Annotated in this window: 22 protein-coding genes; 12 read left to right on the top strand and 10 right to left on the bottom strand. The window is 36.3% G+C overall.

All coding sequences use genetic code 11. The features are described from left to right. Window positions 1-40: 40 nt before the first annotated feature. Window positions 41-1060 carry an aldo/keto reductase gene (locus FA584_RS00650; RefSeq protein WP_167749954.1) on the bottom strand — a complete coding sequence of 340 codons (1020 nt, stop codon included), beginning with the start codon at window positions 1058-1060 and terminating at the stop codon, window positions 41-43. A gap of 92 nt (window positions 1061-1152) precedes the next feature. Here FA584_RS00650 and pyrC point away from each other — a divergent pair, with 92 nt between their 5' ends. Genes pyrC through FA584_RS00670 form a run of 4 tightly spaced genes read left to right on the top strand, consistent with a single transcriptional unit; the run spans window position 1153 to window position 4516 of the window. Continuing rightward, window positions 1153-2160, top strand: a complete 1008-nt coding sequence (gene pyrC, locus FA584_RS00655) for a dihydroorotase (RefSeq protein WP_167749955.1) — start codon at window positions 1153-1155, stop codon at window positions 2158-2160. Continuing rightward, window positions 2150-2815, top strand: coding sequence for a response regulator transcription factor (locus FA584_RS00660; RefSeq protein ID WP_167749956.1), 666 nt, complete (start codon window positions 2150-2152; stop codon window positions 2813-2815). The genes pyrC and FA584_RS00660 overlap by 11 nt, the downstream gene beginning before the upstream one ends. Further along, on the top strand, window positions 2805-3653 hold the full coding sequence (locus FA584_RS00665) for a sensor histidine kinase (protein ID WP_167750666.1): 849 nt from the start codon (window positions 2805-2807) through the stop codon (window positions 3651-3653). The genes FA584_RS00660 and FA584_RS00665 overlap by 11 nt, the downstream gene beginning before the upstream one ends. 32 nt (window positions 3654-3685) lie before the next feature. Then, on the top strand, window positions 3686-4516 hold the full coding sequence (locus FA584_RS00670; RefSeq protein ID WP_167749957.1) for a PilZ domain-containing protein: 831 nt from the start codon (window positions 3686-3688) through the stop codon (window positions 4514-4516). A gap of 24 nt (window positions 4517-4540) precedes the next feature. Here the strand turns inward: FA584_RS00670 and istB are convergent, their stop codons facing one another. From istB to FA584_RS00690, 4 genes are read right to left on the bottom strand one after another with little or no spacing between them, the layout of a single operon-like run. Then, complete coding sequence (gene istB, locus FA584_RS00675) at window positions 4541-5359, bottom strand: IS21-like element helper ATPase IstB (protein WP_025344704.1); 819 nt, start codon at window positions 5357-5359, stop codon at window positions 4541-4543. After that, window positions 5350-5694 carry a hypothetical protein gene (locus tag FA584_RS00680; protein WP_191342066.1) on the bottom strand — a complete coding sequence of 115 codons (345 nt, stop codon included), beginning with the start codon at window positions 5692-5694 and terminating at the stop codon, window positions 5350-5352. Before FA584_RS00680 ends, istB begins: the two co-directional genes overlap by 10 nt. After that, on the bottom strand, window positions 5669-6121 hold the full coding sequence (locus FA584_RS00685; RefSeq protein ID WP_191342067.1) for a DDE-type integrase/transposase/recombinase: 453 nt from the start codon (window positions 6119-6121) through the stop codon (window positions 5669-5671). The genes FA584_RS00680 and FA584_RS00685 overlap by 26 nt, the downstream gene beginning before the upstream one ends. Then, window positions 6045-6464 (bottom strand): helix-turn-helix domain-containing protein, encoded by a 420-nt coding sequence (locus FA584_RS00690; protein WP_167749959.1) that lies wholly within the window; start codon window positions 6462-6464, stop codon window positions 6045-6047. Before FA584_RS00690 ends, FA584_RS00685 begins: the two co-directional genes overlap by 77 nt. Window positions 6465-6663: 199 nt before the next feature. On the opposite strand from FA584_RS00690, the gene FA584_RS00695 reads away from it, so the two are divergent. Continuing rightward, on the top strand, window positions 6664-6951 hold the full coding sequence (locus FA584_RS00695) for a hypothetical protein (protein ID WP_167749960.1): 288 nt from the start codon (window positions 6664-6666) through the stop codon (window positions 6949-6951). 29 nt (window positions 6952-6980) lie between these two features. Here FA584_RS00695 and FA584_RS00700 read toward each other — a convergent pair whose 3' ends face one another. The 5 genes from FA584_RS00700 to FA584_RS00720 form a co-directional block, all read right to left on the bottom strand. Next, the gene (locus FA584_RS00700; protein ID WP_167749961.1) at window positions 6981-7946 is read right to left on the bottom strand and encodes an amino acid ABC transporter permease; all 966 of its coding nucleotides are present in this window, start codon (window positions 7944-7946) and stop codon (window positions 6981-6983) included. Window positions 7947-7949: 3 nt separating this feature from the next. Then, window positions 7950-8753, bottom strand: a complete 804-nt coding sequence (locus FA584_RS00705; RefSeq protein WP_167749962.1) for a transporter substrate-binding domain-containing protein — start codon at window positions 8751-8753, stop codon at window positions 7950-7952. Window positions 8754-8779: 26 nt separating this feature from the next. Beyond that, window positions 8780-9520: an amino acid ABC transporter ATP-binding protein gene (locus FA584_RS00710; protein ID WP_087437453.1), complete on the bottom strand. Its 741-nt coding sequence runs from the start codon at window positions 9518-9520 to the stop codon at window positions 8780-8782. A 98-nt stretch (window positions 9521-9618) separates the two neighbouring features. After that, entirely contained in the window at window positions 9619-9933 is a 315-nt protein-coding gene (locus FA584_RS00715) for a cytochrome C (RefSeq protein ID WP_096045538.1), read from the bottom strand. 16 nt (window positions 9934-9949) lie between these two features. Then, window positions 9950-10264, bottom strand: a complete 315-nt coding sequence (locus tag FA584_RS00720; RefSeq protein ID WP_167749963.1) for a c-type cytochrome — start codon at window positions 10262-10264, stop codon at window positions 9950-9952. Between the two features lie 177 nt (window positions 10265-10441). Between FA584_RS00720 and FA584_RS00725 the strand changes: the two genes are divergently transcribed. The 7 genes from FA584_RS00725 to FA584_RS00755 all read left to right on the top strand — a co-directional run bounded on the left by FA584_RS00725 (window position 10442) and on the right by FA584_RS00755 (window position 17818). Then, window positions 10442-11347, top strand: a complete 906-nt coding sequence (locus tag FA584_RS00725; RefSeq protein WP_167749964.1) for a DMT family transporter — start codon at window positions 10442-10444, stop codon at window positions 11345-11347. 138 nt (window positions 11348-11485) lie between these two features. Continuing rightward, window positions 11486-11857, top strand: a complete 372-nt coding sequence (locus tag FA584_RS00730; RefSeq protein ID WP_096045541.1) for a Fur family transcriptional regulator — start codon at window positions 11486-11488, stop codon at window positions 11855-11857. Beyond that, window positions 11854-12336, top strand: a complete 483-nt coding sequence (locus FA584_RS00735) for a hypothetical protein (protein WP_167749965.1) — start codon at window positions 11854-11856, stop codon at window positions 12334-12336. The genes FA584_RS00730 and FA584_RS00735 overlap by 4 nt, the downstream gene beginning before the upstream one ends. A gap of 9 nt (window positions 12337-12345) precedes the next feature. Next, a complete protein-coding gene (nfo, locus tag FA584_RS00740; protein ID WP_167749966.1) occupies window positions 12346-13188 on the top strand; it encodes a deoxyribonuclease IV in 843 nt (280 codons plus the stop codon). 19 nt (window positions 13189-13207) lie between these two features. Next, entirely contained in the window at window positions 13208-14425 is a 1218-nt protein-coding gene (locus FA584_RS00745) for an OmpP1/FadL family transporter (protein WP_167749967.1), read from the top strand. Window positions 14426-14427: 2 nt separating this feature from the next. Continuing rightward, window positions 14428-15993, top strand: a complete 1566-nt coding sequence (locus FA584_RS00750; protein WP_167749968.1) for a fatty acid--CoA ligase — start codon at window positions 14428-14430, stop codon at window positions 15991-15993. Window positions 15994-16084: 91 nt separating this feature from the next. Continuing rightward, window positions 16085-17818 (top strand): ATP-binding protein, encoded by a 1734-nt coding sequence (locus FA584_RS00755; protein WP_167749969.1) that lies wholly within the window; start codon window positions 16085-16087, stop codon window positions 17816-17818. The last annotated feature ends 179 nt before the right edge of the window (window positions 17819-17997 follow it).

The following is a 17997-nucleotide window of genomic DNA, read 5'->3' on the forward strand; positions in this document are numbered from 1 at the left end:
ACAGGGAGCTTTTGGCTCCCTAATTTCTTTACATGTAAAATTACCCCATTGGGTATAAAATCTCTTTTTGAACCTTTTCACATTCATTTAAGACCTCAGGACTGAGCTTAATCTCTAGGGCTTTAAAGCTCTCTTCAAGTTGTGTCGCATAACGTGCTCCAATGATGGTGGAAGCAACAAAATCAAAGTGCATGCTCCAAGCAATGGCAAGTGTTACTGGGCTCATACCGTATTTTTTTGCAATCTCAATATATTTGGCTGTTGCTGTTAAGGATTTATCATTGACAAAGCGTTTATACATCGCTTTTTGTCTAGGCTCCCCTGCTTGTAAATATTCTCCAAAACGGCTTTTAGGATCAATAAACGTTTGGTTATATTTTCCACTCAAAACGCCCCCTGCCATCGGCGAGTAGGGAAGAAGCGAAATGCTCTCTTTGCGGCAGACATTAGCAAGTTCGTCTAAGAAGCGAGGATTGAGCAGTGAAAAGTTGTTTTGAATGGATTCAAAACGTGCTAGCTTTTCATATTGAGAGATTGTATTTGATTTCGTTAGCCCATAGGCTGTGTCATTGGATGTGCCGATGTAGCGTACTTTGCCAGATTGAATGAGTTCATCAAAGGCTCGCATCGACTCCTCTTTTGGCACAATTTCATCAGGCCAGTGGACTTGATAAAGGTCGATGTAATCTGTTTTGAGACGTTTTAAACTTCCCTCAACCGCTTTTTGAATATGAAAACGATCGATTGCTGTGTAGCCATGACGAATGGGTGGCACAAACCAGCCGTTTGCTGCTCCAGCAATTTTAGTTGCTAAAATGATGCTTTCACGAGGCTTTGTTGCAAGCCATTCACTGATAATCTCTTCAGTGACTCCAGCATAGCTCTCTTTGGGAGGAACGGGATAAAGTTCAGCCGTATCGAAAAAATTAATGCCACGATCATACGCAGTATCGAGTATTTTGAACGATTCTGTCTTATTACTCCAACTGCCAAAGCTCATTGTACCCATACAAATGGGTGTCACTCTTAGTCCACTTTTCCCGATGTAACGATATTCCATCTCTCTTGCCTTTTCTCTTTTTTCAAAGTATAACATTTTGGCGATGCTTTGATATAATTAAATTTCTTCGAATAAGATCAAAAAGGTTTTGGATGACACATACACTTTTTTCTCCTTTAGATATGCATTTGCATTTACGTGATGAAACGATGCTCAAAGTGGTTGCTCCATTGAGTGCACACAGTTTTGCGGGCGGTATCATCATGCCCAATGTTGTTCCTCCTATTACGACCATTGAAGCGGTACTTTCCTATAAAGAGCGCATTATAAGCGCTATTGGCAACAATGTATTTGATCCTTTAATGACACTTTTTTTTCGTTCGGATTATACGCGTGAATTTTTAGAAAAAGCAGCTTTACATGTAAAAGCGTTGAAGCTCTATCCTTCTGGCATTACAACCAATTCTGAGGGCGGTGTGGCAAGCATGGATATTGAGACATTGCGCCCTGTTTTGGAAGCGATGAGCGATCTTGGGCTTGTTTTATGTGTGCACGGTGAAACAAATGGTTTTGTAATGGATCGTGAAAAAGAGTTTGGCTCCATTTATGAAAGTTTAGCTTCTGCCTTTCCTCGCCTCAAAATCGTTATGGAACACATCACTACCAAAGAGAGTGTGGCTCTTTTAGACAAATATGAAAACCTTTATGCAACGATCACACTTCATCACCTCTTGATAACGTTAGATGATGTTGCAGGTGGAATGCTTCAACCTCACCTTTTTTGTAAACCCATCGCCAAGCGTTATGAAGATCGCGATGCACTTTTACATGTAAGCCTTAAAGCACATCCTAAAGTGATGTTTGGAAGTGATTCTGCGCCGCATCCAATTCACAAAAAAGAGTGTTGCGGTTGCGCGGCAGGTGTTTTTACGGCACCGATTGCCTTGCAAGCTCTCGTAGAACTATTTGACAAACATAACGCATTAGCTTCACTACAAGCGTTTGTCAGTAACAATGCACAAACAATTTATGGCTATAAACCCCTATATAAAGAGGTTATTTTAGAAAAAGTACCCTTTTACGTCACACATAGTTATGCTGACGTTGTCCCTATGTTTGCTAACGAAACACTCGCTTGGAGTATTAAACATGTCGTATAAAATTCTTATTTTAGAAGACAACACACTGCTTCTTCAAACACTGGAAGATTTTTTAGGTGGGCATGATTATATTTGTACTTTGGTTTCAAGCGGAAAAGAGGCACTGAAACAGTGTTATGAAAACAAGTATGATCTTTATCTGTTAGATGTTAAAGTTCCAGATCTTAGTGGGTTCGATTTTTTAAAGGAACTTCGTGCATCGGGTGATCGTACCCCTGCGATTTTTGTGACGTCCTTAAGCGATCAAGATAGCCTTACAAAAGGTTTTATGTTAGGTGGTGATGATTATATTAAAAAGCCTTTTGATCTTGGAGAACTTTTGTTACGCATTAAAGCACTTTTAGCACGTGCAAAAGGGATTGTGGATGATTGGCTCGAAATTGATGATGAGTATAAGCTCAACCTTGCACGTAAACGTCTTTTTCACAATCAAGAAGAGCTTGACATCAATCTCAAAGATTTTGAATTGCTCTATTTGTTGGTCAAAGAGCGAGGTAAAGTTGTGACCAAAGAGATGATCCATGAAAGGCTTTGGAGCAGTAGTGAAGAGATCAATGAAGGATCAATCAGAGTTTACATCAATAATCTGAAAAAGATTTTTGGCAAAGATAGCATTTTAAATATCCGAGGAATTGGGTATCGTTTTGAGAAGTAGTGATAGAATTTTTTTTATTCGCTCCGTTTTAGCTTTTAGTGTTGCTATCTGTTTTGTAGCCCTCTTTGGCATTGCTTTATGGGAATATCTAGAAGAAAGCAAAGTTTGGTTTATTGTACCTTTGTTGGTTACTTCTTTAATCATCGGATATCTCATCGTCTCTTATACCCTTTCATCTTTGTTTAAAACAAACCGTTTTCTCGATATTTTGCTCAAAGACACACTTCATGAGCTTAACATTCCTCTTTCTGTCATCAATGCCAATCTTCAAATGCTCCAAGCTGATGAGCAAGATGTTAAAAAGCTCAAGCGCTTAGAACGCATTGAATTAGCCAGTAAAGACTTGTATACGCTTTATCAAGAGGTGGATTATTATATTAAAAAAGAGATTCAATCCGATGTTCGAGAGAAATTTTATCTAGATGAACTCGTAACGAAAGTCGTTGAAAAACAAAAAGAGATGGCTAATGGGGTGGATATTTTTTATAATGTTTTACATGTAGAGCTCTTTGCGGATAAACATGGTCTAGCCAAAGTCATTTCTAATTTGGTTCATAATGCTTTGAAATACAACCAAAATCATAACCCTCTTTCTATTTTTCAAGAAGAAGATACGCTTATCATTAAAGACCAAGGTATTGGTATGAGTGAGGCAGAGCTCTTTTTGGCATTTAATCGTTATTATCAGGGGGATACGACAAAAGAAGGATATGGTATAGGGCTCAGTCTTGTAAAGGCATATTGTGATGAGTTTAAAATAGCCATGCGTATTAATTCTCAAAAAAATGTGGGTACAGAGGTCATATTGGATATAGCATATCTCTTGAATAAAAAATGATATAATCAATAAAAATCATCATGGACATGACAATGGAAAATGAAGTCGTTTCTCAAAGTGACAAAGAGAAGTTTTTAGCCACATCAGAACTTTTTCTAAAAGAGTTTGAAGAGAAGTTTATAGACTATTTTACCTGTCTGTGTATCAGTTATGATAAGGTAATTACGAAAGAAGAGGCAAAAGAGGTTGCTTTGGCAATCTATCAAGGGCTCTTCAAGTGTGATTATGACATTGGTGAGCTTAGAGAAGATGTTTTTGTACATATGCGTCAAGATGGTGTGATGATAGGGTTTCTTATCAATCGAAGCATGTTTTATTTGATTGAAAATTATATTACCTTTACAAAAATGCATGATATGACACCACAAATTGAGCTTTTAATTGGGTGTGTGAGTAGATTTATTAATCTAATAGAAAGTGAAGTAACGCCTAAAGTATGTAATTTTACTGGAGCATTTGATATGAGCTTTAGTAATGATGTTATGTTCTCTCCAACCAATAATATTATTGAAACATTTAATCAAATGAAACAAGAAAAGCAGAGTGTTGTTTTCCTCAACCTTTATAAAGGTGTTCCTGTTAGCTCAGAAGCAACGGTAGTTGATATTGAAGGTGAAAATGTCACTTTTAAAATTGACCAATTGCAGGAAATTGCAATGAAGCTTGATGGTCAAGCCTTTATTGTCAAAAATGATTATTTTAATAAACATCTAAAAGCAGATATTGTTTATAGTAATTTTCAAACAAATACAGTGGTGTTAACCAACTTTATTTATTTACTCAATATGCCAGCCCTTCAACGAGAGTTTATCAGGGTACATCCTGATATTGTCAAGCGAAGCGCAGAACTGGTCAGTTTTTAGTGTAAAAAAGTTGCGAATTGAAACTTAAACCACCTCTTGATTTTGACCTTCTATGTTTGAAGATTTAGCTTCAAACTTATAGATTTCTGAGTGTAAAACTCCTGTTTGTTTCTTCTCTTTAAGTCGGTAGCTATCTCCTTGAATATTGATGATATGTGAGTGATGTAACACTCGATCTAATATAGCGGTTGTAACGATTTTATCTCCTGCAAAGACTTGAACCCATTTACTAAATACAAGATTTGAAGTAAAAATGGTAGAGCTTTTTTCATAGCGTTTAGAAATAATTTGAAAAAAGTGATTGGCTTCTTCTTTGCTCATATTGAAATATCCAATCTCATCAATGACAAGTACCGATGGAGAGGCGATAGATTTCAAGAAGCTATCATATTTTTTCTCTTTTTTGGCTCTATTTGCATTACTTAAAAGCTCACTTATGGTGGTAAATCTTACTTTATAGCGATGTTGCACCGCTTTGAGTGCTAGCGCAATAGCAAGATGTGTTTTACCCACACCACTTTCACCTAAGAGGATGATGTTCTCATACTTTTTAACAAATATTAGGCTTGAGAGTTCTTCAATCTGTTTACGGTTCACGCCAACGGAGAAAGTGTAATCAAACTGCTCTAATGTCTTAATAACTGGGAATCCTGCGAGTTTGGTCAACATATTTTTAGACCTTCCTAGTCTATTATCTACTTCCACTCGTAATACCTCCTCCAAGAACTGTGTATATTGCCAATTCTCTTTAGCTGCCATACTGGCAATATCATGATATTTTTCGCCTATGATAGAGAGCTTGAGTTCTTTACATAACTCATCGATAGAGGTATCTAACTCCATAATGCACCACCATAAAATCCAACAGGAAGGATGATGTTTGCAACCATGGGTATAAACTCATCGTAACATTGAATGTCTCTATTGGGGATATATAATTTTTCCAAGTCTTTGTGAGAATTGATTGGGGAATATTTTTTAGCTACACTTTCAATCAAAGCTTTAGGGTGGATTCCTTGATAGGCTTTAGGCACAGGAAGTAGCTGTAACTGCTCCTGTGCTAACAACTCAAATGGCATCTGTAATGTCGTTTGGTGGATGCGTTTATTGGCGGTATTGTCCAACCATTTTAGAACTTCCGCATTTGCATTATCAAGCGTTAATGTGTAATGTTTCATAGAGAGTCGCACCCCGTAATCCATTGTGAAAGTTATACCGCAGATAATGGTTAAATCTCTCAACTTTTCCTTTGGTCTTAGCACGATAGGGTTTGCATACTTTGATACTGAATCCACAATGTTTAGCAAAGTCAGCAAACAAGGGATTGAATCTATGATCACCTTTGCTATAGTCATTGCGCGACAATATAACCGTTTTCATATTGTCATAGAGACAGTTCCTAGAAACACCGCCAAAGTAGGCAAAAGCGTTCATATGGCACCCTATTAAGGTCTCAATCTTCTCATTATTAACGTATTCCACATAAGATGCCCTAGAGTAACCCATCGTCGCCACAAAGGCGGATAAATTATCCTTGGGAAACTCTACCCAGTCGACCTGCATTTTGCTGGGCTGGTTTGGTTTCAAAGCGTATAATAGGCTCATCTAATTTGGCTCGAGCTCTAAGCTCATATCTTAGTATGACTTGTTGAAGCCACCTCAGACTTCCATCGTATCCTAGCTTCTTAATCTCTTCGTAAATAACAGTTAATGGTATTTCACTTTTCTGCTGCTCTGCCGTCTCTAACATCTTGGCAATATGTGGCAAATAAGGATCAACACTGTTAATCACAGGAGGTCTATTGATATGGGGAATATAATCATCTGGAAGATTGGCATAGCGCCTTACAGTTTCTCTTGAAATACCTAACTTTCTAGCAATGGCACTTTTACTAAAACCTTCAGCTAAAAACTTCTTTATCATTTTAATTTCACCTTTTTTTAACACTCAACTCCTTTCCAAAAATTTTGAAAATGGAGTTTAACCAATTTAACTTGGTTCTTTAAGGTTTTAAATAAAAATGCAACTCTCAAATTACATTTTCTACTGACCAGTTTAGCAGTTCGTTTGACAGATATCATTGCTAAAGTTTTTCTACACCAATTTGGTAACCTTCAAACCAGTGGTCGGTTTATATGATCTTTCTATGAGTGGTTTAGGTGTTGTAAGTAATGAAAATAATGGCATGTTTATTGGTGCAAAAGTTTTAATAGCCTTTGAATTAAATAGTGCTTCCGTTTCAACAGATGGAGATAGGAAAATTGAGGTACAAGGCGAAGTTATCAATATTATTGAATACAAAGACTCCTATAGATATTGTATGCGTATTTTTCCAGATCGTATTATGAGTGAAAAGATTTTACGTTATATAACGTTGAGGGAGCATGAAATTCTCGAAGATCTTAATAGTGAGTTAAAAGATTATTTGGTGTAATAATGGCGATGGCATACAAGCTTTAAAGCTTACATACCACCTTGTTTTTTCATTTTCATTTCGATTTTATGTCCGAGTACTGAGAGTGAAAAGGTAATTGCAAAATAAACGGCAGCAATAATCAGCCACGTCTCAAATGGTGAAAAGGTGTTAGCAACGATTTCTCGTCCTACTTTGGTAAGATCGGTAATAGAAATAACAGAAACCAATGAAGAGTCTTTCACAAGCGCTATCATTTCTCCCACTAACGTTGGAAGTGCACGTTTGAGCGCTTGAGGCATGATAATATAAAGCATGGTTTGTGTATAGTTCATTCCAAGTGATTTAGCGGCTTCGTACTGCCCTTTGTCAATAGACTGAATAGCACCACGCAATACTTCTGCTATATAAGCTCCAAAGAAAAGTCCTAAAGAAATGGCACCAGCTAAAAAGCGTTCAAGTTCAAATATGGTAGCGATAATAAAATAGAAGATAAAGATTTGAACAAGAAGTGGAGTCCCTCGGATAATAGCAATATAAACCGTTGCTATATCTTTGAAAAATTGATAATTTGAGATACGCATAAAGGCAAGGAGTGCACCTATCGAAAATGCTAAAATTGCAGCAAGTCCTGAGACTTCAAGCGTGACAATTAAGCCTTCAAGTAAAGGTCCTATCTGCATTGATGTTTTTTTAGCAAGTGTGTCGCGTTCATAAACGCTATCACCGTCTTTAACGTTAATAGAATAACCATTTTCTATTGCTATCTCTTTACTGTCATCTCGTCCTTGAATGATTAAAGATGTCCCATTGATTTTTATCGTTCCATCGAGTGGGGCGGCTATGGTATCCGTTTTTTCATATGCGAAGTATTTAGGAACACTGGTCCATTTCCAAATATAGTTCATATTGGACGCAGCGACAAAGAGTAAATACCCAATGGCAACATAAAAAGCAACGGCCACTACGTGACCGAATGCTTTATTGTGCAAAAGATTTTGTTTTCCTTTTGCCACTGTTTACATTACCTTTTTTTGCCAAGCGGTATCTGTGAACCATCTGTCATAGATTTTTTTGTAGGTACCGTCATGTTGTGTTTGATTCAAGAAGTTATTAAGCCAGTTAAGGAAATCAGGATCGCCTTTTCTGATAGCAAAACCAAGAGGTTCGTATGTAAGCTCTTCATCTAAGTGAACAAGTTTACCAGTAGCACCTTTTTCAGCAAAGAAGATCGCATTGTAAGGTTTGTCATAAACCATTCCGTCTGCATTGCCATTAAGGACTTCTTGTGCCGCATCAGCCTCGGTTTCAAAGGTTCTAATTTTAGCTTTTTTGAACATTTTACGCGTTGCAATTTCGCCAGTTACACCAATTTTAGTAACGATTGTATATTCTGGTTTATCTAAATCACTCCATTTTTTACCTGCATGTTTTTTAGATGCAAGAATGGTTTGACCAACGCTGATGTAAGGATTCGCAAAGTTGATTTTGAGGTTTCTCTCTTGGGTAATCGTCATACCAGACATAATAATGTCATATTTACCGGTTAAAAGACCTGCAATGATACCATCCCATGCGGTTGGAACGAGTTGAAGCTTAACACCCATAGCTTTTGCCATTTCATTTGCCATATCAACATCAAATCCGATGATGTTACCTTGTTTGTCTTTCATCTCAAAAGGCATATATCCTGGCTCTAAACCAACGGTTAAGACTCCTTTTTGAATGATACTGTTGAGGGTTGATTTTTGCCATAGGTTGATATCATCAGCCATGGCATTAATGCCAAGCATTACAAGTAATGCTACTAAAATTTTTTTCATCGCTACTCTCCTTAAGGGTTTGTTTTTTAATGTGTTAATATTTCTTGTAAAAATTTCTGTGCGCGTTCCGTTTTTGGATTGGCAAAGAAAGCTTCAGGCGTGGCCTCTTCAATAATGACTCCCTCATCCATAAAGACAATACGATCGCAAACTTCTTTGGCAAAGCCCATTTCATGGGTCACACACACAATCGTAAAATTTTCATGTGCAAGTTCACGCATAACATCCAAAACACCACCAATCATCTCAGGATCAAGGGCAGAGGTTGGTTCATCAAATAAAATAATTTTAGGTTTCATAGCAAGTGTTCTAGCAATAGCTACACGTTGTTTTTGACCACCACTAAGCTCATTGGGATAGCCCTCAGCTTTATGTACTAAGCCTACGCGTTCTAGAAGTTTAAGAGCTGCTTCATTGGCATCATGTTTGCTAATACCTTTGACCTTGCGTTGTGCGATAGTAATATTTTCTAAAATCGTTAAATGGGGGAAAAGATTGAAGTGTTGGAAAACCATGCCAGTTTCGGCACGAACTTGGTTAATGTTAACTTTTTTTGCATAGAGATCAAATCCGTCAATGACGATCTCGCCATTATCAATCTCTTCAAGTTTGTTTATACAGCGAATAAGCGTTGATTTACCGCTACCGCTAGGTCCGCAAATCACAACAATTTCACCTTCTGTAACGGAAAAATTAATATTTTTAAGAACATGAAAATCGCCATAATATTTATTGACATTTTCCATGCGAACAATAGCTTGGCTCATTCAAACCTTTCTTGCGTTATGTGGCATAAATCATAATTGTAGCAGTAGAATATAAAAGTAAGATAAAGGGCTTTGATAGTTGAAAAAGACAAAAATTATTAATTACAGGAGGGTACATTTCCACTATCACTGGCAAAAGAGCTCAAAAAATGATATAAATTGGTAAGATCTTTTTCCGTAGTAATTAAAGGTGCATTGGGACATAAAGCTTTAATTGCAAGAGAGAGTTGGTTATTGTCATAAAAGATTTTCCATTCATTAGCGGTATGTTTTTTTCCCATAACGTCACCATTAAAACCACAAACAGGTTTTAAATACTGTGCGTAAAATACTTTCCCTTTTACGGTACTTGCATAAAGAGATGTTGAAAGCAAACAAGTGCCAAAAAATAGGGCACAGATAATCTTTTTCATCGCAATCCTTTAAAGGCTATTTTTGTAATTTTGAGACGTAGTTTGCAATTTCGTTTAAGTCTTCCATATTCATATTCTTGACTTGTTTAGACATGACTAACGTGGTGCTGTGGGTTTTAAACTCACTCTCTTTATAAAACTTTAGGCTTTCCATTAGCTCTGCTACACTCTGACCTGCAATGATGCCACTTTTACCAAAGGCTTTATTTCGACCGTCGGCTCCATGACATCCTGCACACTGTTTAAAAAGGGTTTCGCCATTATTTTGCGCAGATAAAAAAGAAGAGAGAAGAAGAAGAGTGAGAAGGGAATTTTTAATGTTTCGCGCCATAACCAAAAGCCTCCAATATTAAATAAGTATAAAAATATTTTACTAAATTTGATTATATCATGTTATTGTTGGGGAGATAAATAAAAATTTTTTTTTCGGAAGAAATTAATTTGTATGTGCTGTATTTTCACATATCATTTGATACAATGCCCCTTTTATCAAAGTGAGAGGTTAAGAGTGATAAGTAATAAATTTAAAGAGTTAGGCGCAGATTTTTTACTATTAATGGTTGCTGTGGCATGGGGAAGTACATTTTTTGTAGTACAAGCAGCGGTAAATGAAACACCTGTTTATACATTCTTGTTTTGGCGATTTTCTTTAGCGGGTCTTTTAATGGCACTTATTTCATTCAAACAAATTCGTTATCTCAATTTCAAGGTTTTAAAAGCAGGGGCTCTTTTGGGGCTTTTTATGTTTTTAGGTTATGCGTTTCAAACTTTTGCGCTTACGTATACGTATTCTTCAACAGTAGGTTTTATCACAGGGCTTAGTGTCATTGTCGTTCCTTTTGTGACATATCTTATTTTTAAACAAAAGGCTTCAATGTTTTCGACGTTGGGAGCCATTATAGCTTCAGTGGGACTTTACTTTTTAACACTCAATAGTGAACTAGGTTTATCTTTGGGTGAATTTTATGCTTTTGTCTGTGCAATGATGTTTGCATTGCATATTGTTTTTACAGGTCACCTCTCACGTCAACATAATATATACCTTTTAGTGATGATTCAGTTTTTAACAGTTGGGATTTGTTCTTTCATTGGAGGTTTTATGATGGAAGGTTCAATCATGCCTCCTAATACTAATAGGTTGTTTGTAGATGCCATAGCCATTACGGTTATTTTTGCAACAATTTTTGCCTTTTGGGTACAAACAGCGATGCAACGTTTCACAACGGCAGCAAAAACTGCAATTATTTTTACGATGGAGCCAGTAAGTGCAGGTGTTTTTGGTTATTTCTTCGCAAACGAACTTTTAACATTTCCACAAATATGTGGTGCTGTGATGATTTTAGGTGGCATGCTTACGGCAGAACTTGGCTCATACTATATGGAGCAGTATCGCAGAAGGAATAATGCTATTTAGTGTACAGAATATTAACGTCTTTCATTTTTTAGTTTCAAATACCTCCTTCTGAACTCGTTGGGTGATATATCTAATGCAACTTAGTTGTGACTTAATAGCTTTTTAGATAACATTCACTATTAACTAATGAGGAAAATCATGAGTGAACAAATTAAAACATTGTTTCAAGAACACGACATCAAATTTACAGCCGCACGCTCCTCCATTTTAGAGGTGCTCAAAGAGACGCATCATCCTATGAACTATGAGCAAATTAAAGAGAAGATGAATATTACAATGGATAAAGCGACGTTTTATCGTAATATCGCCAAGTTTGAAGAATTGGGAATGGTGCATAAATTTGAGGCCGATGATCGTAAGTGGTATTTTGAACTTTCTAGCACCACGCATGCCCATTTTATCTGTGAACAGTGTCATCAAATAACCTGTATGAATGTTGATCTTGGTAACGTAGAAGGTGATGTAAAGAGTATTGTACTTAAAGGTACGTGTAAGGAGTGTCGCACATGAAAAAACTTTTACATGTAAGCTTTTTAGTGCTATTTTTCTTGAGTGGCTGTGCTGTCAAAAAAAATATTACTATGTCAGAAACGTATGTCATTACAATTAAAAACAAACAGATTGCACTTTCTGATACGGGTTTTATTAATCAAGGGCAAGATTATACCAATGTGCAAATTTTTTCTGCAGGAAGTGTGCTTTTCAATCTTGAAATGATGGGAAATAGCATCTGTTTGGATGGAAGATGTATGGATAAGCTCTCTTTCAATCAGCAGTTCTTTCAAGAAGAACATTATGTAGGGTTAATGGAAGACATTATTGCGAAACAACCTATTTTTGAAGGCAAAAATTTACATCAAACGAGTCATGGTTTTGAACAAGAGTTAGATTTTCCTCATAGCCATATTATCTATAAAATTGAAGACTCAAATCTCTCTTTTAGAGACACAAAACAGGGTATTCTGATCCGTTTAAAACCATTACAATAAAGGAATTTTATGAAATTTGTTGGAGCGCATGTCAGTGCCAGTGGTGGAGTTTTTAATGCTCCCATTAATGCCACAAAAATTGGAGCAAAAGCCTTTGCTCTCTTTACTAAAAATCAACGTCAATGGGAAGGTAAACCTTTGACACAAGATGAGATTGATCGTTTTAAAGTCGAATTAGAAAAAGCACAGATTTTACCCAAGCATGTTCTACCTCATGATAGTTATTTGATTAACCTTGGTCACCCTGAGCATGAAGCACGTGAAAAATCGTTGAGTGCCTTTTTAGATGAGGTAAAACGCTGTGAAGCTTTAGGACTTGATAAACTCAATTTTCATCCAGGGAGTCATTTGAAACAGATAGATGAAGAGGCATGCTTGGAGCTCATTAGTGCATCCATGAATGAAGTGTTACGTCAAACAAGTGGTGTGAGCTTGATAGTTGAGAATACAGCAGGACAAGGAAGCAACATGGGTTACAAAATGGAACACTTAGGCTACCTGATGGATAACTCTATCGATAAAGAACGTGTCGGGGTTTGCATCGATACCTGCCATCTGTTTACCTCAGGTTACGATATTAGAAGTGAAGAGGTATATAGGCAAACGATGGAAAAATTTGCTACAATCGTCGGATTTAAGTATCTCAAAGGGATGCACTTAAATGATTCTAAGCCCGATTTGGGCGCTCGTGTTGATAGACATGATTCTATCGGCAAGGGAAAACTTGGAATCGAGCCGTTCAGGTTTATTATGAATGATGAACGCCTTAATGACATTCCTTTGGTTCTTGAAACAATCGATGATTCCATATGGGCAGAAGAAATCGCACTGCTTTATAGTCTTGTCAACTAAAAAACCTTAAGGAACCTATATGAAACAAACGGTAAAAGTAGTCACTCTGCTCAGTCTTAGTGCGGCGACGTTACTAGCTTCAGGATACCGTATACCTGAGCAATCTTTAAATTCTGTAGCACTAAGTGCAGCATATGTTGCAGGGGCAAATGGGGCAGATGCCAGTTACTACAATCCCGCGAATATGTCGTTTATGGAAAATGGCGCTTTTACTGAAGTTGCAATGACCTATATTAATTTGCCAAAAGTGAAGTATACCGATGCTCAAAGCAGTACTTTGAACGGTGATTCTAAGGAAGAGCAGTTTTTAATGCCGAATTTGCATTATGTCTCCCCTATGGTAGGAAATTGGCGTTATGGTCTTTCGATTACAGCTCCGGCTGGTCTTTCAAAACGTTGGGATGAAGCTTTTCAAAAAGCAAGTTCAGAGGAGTTTACACTTAAAGTTATTGAAGTGAATCCAACAGCAAGTTATCTTGTTAATGATCAATTTTCACTTGGTTTTGGTGTGCGAGGTGTTTATACGGATGGTGTTGTTAAGAGCAATGCTTCTGGACTTGGATCGCCAGCAAATAGAGACCTTACTGGAGATTCAATTGATTTTGGATATAACTTGGCTCTTAGTTACAAGCCAATTAAAGATTTAACTTTAGCTGCAACGTATCGCTCAAAAGTTGATTTAACGGTTGAAGGTGATGCAACGCTTGTAAGTGGCATGTATAGGGGAGGTGCTTCTGTTACCATTCCTTTACCTGCTTCTTTAGCATTAGCAACTGCCTATACGTATGATAAAACAACCGTTGAATTTGTGTACGAGCGAACCTATTGGTCAGCTTATAAAAATTTAGATTTTAATTATGATGTTGATTTAACAGCTACCGCTATGGCAGCATTTGATAAGCCAATTTTAAAAAATTGGAAAGATTCTAATGCTTATCGTATTGGGTTAAGTCACCAATGTACAGATAATCTTAAAATGATGCTTGGTTTTGCAATTGATAAATCGCCTACTCCAGATAATACTCTTGGTTTCGAGTTACCAGACTCAGATGCAAAACTATACTCGATTGGTTTTGAGTATAAAGTGACTCAAAACCTGAAAGTGGGTCTAGCTTATTTGTATGATGATAAAGAAGATCGAACAATTACAAGTAGAGCAAATTCAACAGCACCGTATGGAACATTTTCAGATTCTGCAGCCCATTTAGTGACGGCATCATTTAAATATAAGTTTTAAACATGCTAACCTATCCGTATCAGAATTTTTATGAGATTATAGAAGCGAATGCTAAAAATGCTCCTAAAAAAACAGCTATATTTATCGATGATCGCAAAGTTACGTATTCAAAACTCAAGCAAAATATTGATACCTTTGCACGTTTTTTAGAATTTAGCGGGATTAAAAGCGGAGAGAGAGTTGCCATGATTGTTGGCAACTCTGAAGAGTTTGTTGTCTCTTTATTTGCAATTACGAAAATAGGGGCTATTGCAGTACCCTTAAATACTTTTTTGAAAAAAGAGGAATTTGAGTATATTCTGAATGATTGTGGTGCGCGGATGCTTATTTCATCTGCATCATTTGCAAATGAGACAAAAAATTTGCTCAATACAACAAAAATCGAAAAAATTGTTTGGACAGATAAATATCCCTATTTAGATGAGCAAAATTACAGCTTCACTGAAATTGATGCAAATCTAGGAAATCATGAGCGCTTACTAAAACGACCACTATTAGATGATCTTGCTTGTATCGTTTATACATCAGGAACAACAGGTAAACCTAAGGGAGCTATGCTTTCTTATCGCAACTTTTTTTCCAATGCTATTGCTGGGTCTATTTCATTTCAAATCACAGAGAAAGATCGCTTCATCGTATTTTTACCAATGTTTCACTCTTTTACTCTCTCTATTATGGTACTTCTTCCAATGTTTACCTGTTCAAGCATTGTCATTGTTCGCTCTGTTTTCCCTTTTGCCAATGTGCTTAAGCAGACATTGCTTAAACAAGTGACAATTTTCTTGGGAGTTCCAACTCTTTATAACGCACTTTTAAAAGCAAAAATTCCATGGTATTTTATGTGGTTTAATAAAGTACGTATTTTTATATCTGGAAGTGCACCTCTCAGTGAACAATCACTCCATGATTTTAATGCAAAATTTAAAAAAGCAAAGCTTTTAGAAGGGTATGGCTTAAGTGAATGTTCACCAGCTGTTTGTGTCAATCGACTTGATCATCAAAAACCACTTTCTGTTGGGCTACCTCTTCCTAGCTATGAAGTAAAAATCGTTAATGAAGAGATGATGGAAGTTAGAACTGGTGAGGTGGGTGAAATTATGGTTAAGGGAGATTGTGTTATGCACGGTTATCTTAACCACGCAAATTCAACAGATGAAACAATTATGAATGGCTGGTTGCTTACAGGAGATTTAGGTAAAAAAGATGAAGATGGCTTTATCTACATTGTTGATCGTAAAAAAGACCTTATTATTTCCAAAGGAATTAATATTTACCCTCGTGAGATAGAAGAAATTATTTATAAATATGAAGGTGTTGATTCAGTTGCGGTGATTGGTGTTAAAGACGAAACCAAAGATGAAGATGTTTTAGCATTTATTCAACCCAAAGAGGGTATTGAACTTCAGGAAATGGAATTACGCCAATATCTTAAAAAACATTTAGCAAATTTTAAGTTACCTAAGCATATTTATTTTGTTGAAGAGCTTCCAAAAAATGCAACAGGGAAGGTTCTTAAGCGTATTTTAAAAGAGAAAGTACAAAGTGGTGGAATGTTACGTAAAAAATAGAGATTAACTTTTTCATCAAAGGGTTATTTTATCATCATCTTGTCATTATAAGTTATACTATAATTTTTTTATTTGGATTTAAAGGTTTGTATTGCAATATTTAGTAGATTTTTTAGAGAGTAAAACGGTTCAAACATCAAAAATTTATGAGCATCTTAAGTGTTCTATTGACGAAGCAAAATTTTTACAAATGATGACCAAAGAGTATGTCTTAGGTTCTGTAGAAATGGGTGTTGCTGATGGTCTTATTAAACTTTTTGGTGATAAAAATTATGCGCATTTACAACAACTTTCCCTTGTTAAAGACATCATTGAACAAGGCTGGATTATTCAAAATAGCTTTCTAACTTCGAAGATTATGGATGTCTCAAATTTAGAACTTTTAAACAGTACTGTTACTTTAAGCTCTGCTTTTTTGAAGCTATTAGAAGAAGGAACACTTGAAGTAGTGTTACCAGATGTTACGCCCTATGAAGATCATCTTGAATATTTAAAAGATCAATTTTTTCGTATTGAACTTTATCAAAAACTCAGCCAAACGAAGCACAACGCTACGGAAAATTCACCGAGTATTGGACGCCTAAAAAATAAACTTGAACTTTTAGAGAGTCGTATTGTTGAGCGTATAAAAGTAACACAAAATGAGATCATTGTAGAGACAATTTTTAAAGAAAATGAGTTGAATGCAAAAGAACAGCTCATTTTCCTAGCACTTTTAAAAGAAGAGTATGCGGGAGAGTTTGAAAGTTTACGCGATATGAATACGCTCATAAGTCTTATCAGTATTGATGATTACGAGAAGATTAAAAATCGCTCACTTTTAGAAGAGGGTTCTAAACTCATTGAAAATTTGATAATTGATTACGATGAAATGCTGAGTACTTTTGGTGGTGTGACACGAAGCTTCTTTATTAGTGAAGAGTTTTTGCAAAAGATTATGCATCCTAACAAAGAGAAAAAAAGCAAGAAAATAAAACTCGATATGCTCATCGGTGAGCAGGAACTTTTTGAATTGATCGACCCAAAGACCAATTTGGATGATGTGATTTTACATCCAAAGACCAAAGAGGTGCTTGATAATTTACTGAAACAAATTGATAAAAACGTGGTGAAATTGCTGCGCGAATGGGGAATAAAAGAGAGGCGTAGTGGCATTGATGCTAAGATTATTCTTTATGGTCCTCCAGGAACGGGCAAAACGATGACAGCTCTTTCTTTGGCTAAGTCAATGAAAAAACGTGTCCTTAGCTTTGATTGCTCTAAGATTCTTTCCAAATATGTCGGTGAGAGTGAAAAAAATGTACGCAGTATTTTTGATACCTACAAAGAACTGTGTAAAAAGACGAAAAGTGAGCCATTATTGCTTTTGAATGAAGCCGATCAGTTCTTGAGTGCACGCTCAACCGACAGCGGAGCGAGTGCCGATAAAATGCACAATCAGATGCAAAATATATTTTTAGAGCAGATTGAACGTTTCGATGGACTACTTATTGCAACGACAAATCTTTTGGAGACGATTGATCCCGCATTTTCAAGGCGTTTTGACTATAAAATTGCTTTTGAAAAGCCTGATTTAAAACAGCGAATTGAACTTTGGAAAAAACTTTTACCTGAAAATGCGACCTATGAAGAGGGATTGGATATTGAAAAACTCGCTTCGTATCCACTAACAGGTGGCCAGATTAAAGTGGTACTTAAAAATACAGCTTTAAAAGTGGCTACTAAAGCAAAGCCTCTGTTTACCTTTGAGGATTTCAAACTTGCCATTGATCGTGAAACCAAAGGTGCCTTTGGTGATGCTAAGTCGGTTGGATTCATGAACTAAAGGCATAAGCAAGCCTTTTTGAGTGTTTACATGTAAACATTCAGATGGATTTGTTGTGAAGTTATCTTTTTTGTTCATTAGAGGCAAGTTTTTTGAAGAAACATCTTTGTCTGGTACCTTTGTGGTTAACGTAGTTTTTGTGTTTTTACTCAAATAGCATTATAAAAAAATGAAGGAAT

This window comes from Sulfurospirillum diekertiae (assembly GCF_011769985.2).
Classification (GTDB): domain Bacteria; phylum Campylobacterota; class Campylobacteria; order Campylobacterales; family Sulfurospirillaceae; genus Sulfurospirillum; species Sulfurospirillum diekertiae.

Coding starts and splice junctions, on each gene's coding strand:
- FA584_RS00650 (WP_167749954.1), bottom strand. CDS start 1,060: ATGGAATATCGTTACATCGGGAAAAGTGGACTAAGAGTGACACCCATT.
- pyrC (WP_167749955.1), top strand. CDS start 1,153: ATGACACATACACTTTTTTCTCCTTTAGATATGCATTTGCATTTACGT.
- FA584_RS00660 (WP_167749956.1), top strand. CDS start 2,150: ATGTCGTATAAAATTCTTATTTTAGAAGACAACACACTGCTTCTTCAA.
- FA584_RS00670 (WP_167749957.1), top strand. CDS start 3,686: ATGGAAAATGAAGTCGTTTCTCAAAGTGACAAAGAGAAGTTTTTAGCC.
- istB (WP_025344704.1), bottom strand. CDS start 5,359: ATGGAGTTAGATACCTCTATCGATGAGTTATGTAAAGAACTCAAGCTC.
- FA584_RS00680 (WP_191342066.1), bottom strand. CDS start 5,694: ATGAAACATTACACATTAACGCTTGATAATGCAAATGCGGAAGTTCTA.
- FA584_RS00685 (WP_191342067.1), bottom strand. CDS start 6,121: ATGAGCCTATTATACGCTTTGAAACCAAACCAGCCCAGCAAAATGCAG.
- FA584_RS00695 (WP_167749960.1), top strand. CDS start 6,664: ATGAGTGGTTTAGGTGTTGTAAGTAATGAAAATAATGGCATGTTTATT.
- FA584_RS00705 (WP_167749962.1), bottom strand. CDS start 8,753: ATGAAAAAAATTTTAGTAGCATTACTTGTAATGCTTGGCATTAATGCC.
- FA584_RS00710 (WP_087437453.1), bottom strand. CDS start 9,520: ATGAGCCAAGCTATTGTTCGCATGGAAAATGTCAATAAATATTATGGC.
- FA584_RS00715 (WP_096045538.1), bottom strand. CDS start 9,933: ATGAAAAAGATTATCTGTGCCCTATTTTTTGGCACTTGTTTGCTTTCA.
- FA584_RS00720 (WP_167749963.1), bottom strand. CDS start 10,264: ATGGCGCGAAACATTAAAAATTCCCTTCTCACTCTTCTTCTTCTCTCT.
- FA584_RS00730 (WP_096045541.1), top strand. CDS start 11,486: ATGAGTGAACAAATTAAAACATTGTTTCAAGAACACGACATCAAATTT.
- FA584_RS00735 (WP_167749965.1), top strand. CDS start 11,854: ATGAAAAAACTTTTACATGTAAGCTTTTTAGTGCTATTTTTCTTGAGT.
- nfo (WP_167749966.1), top strand. CDS start 12,346: ATGAAATTTGTTGGAGCGCATGTCAGTGCCAGTGGTGGAGTTTTTAAT.
- FA584_RS00745 (WP_167749967.1), top strand. CDS start 13,208: ATGAAACAAACGGTAAAAGTAGTCACTCTGCTCAGTCTTAGTGCGGCG.
- FA584_RS00750 (WP_167749968.1), top strand. CDS start 14,428: ATGCTAACCTATCCGTATCAGAATTTTTATGAGATTATAGAAGCGAAT.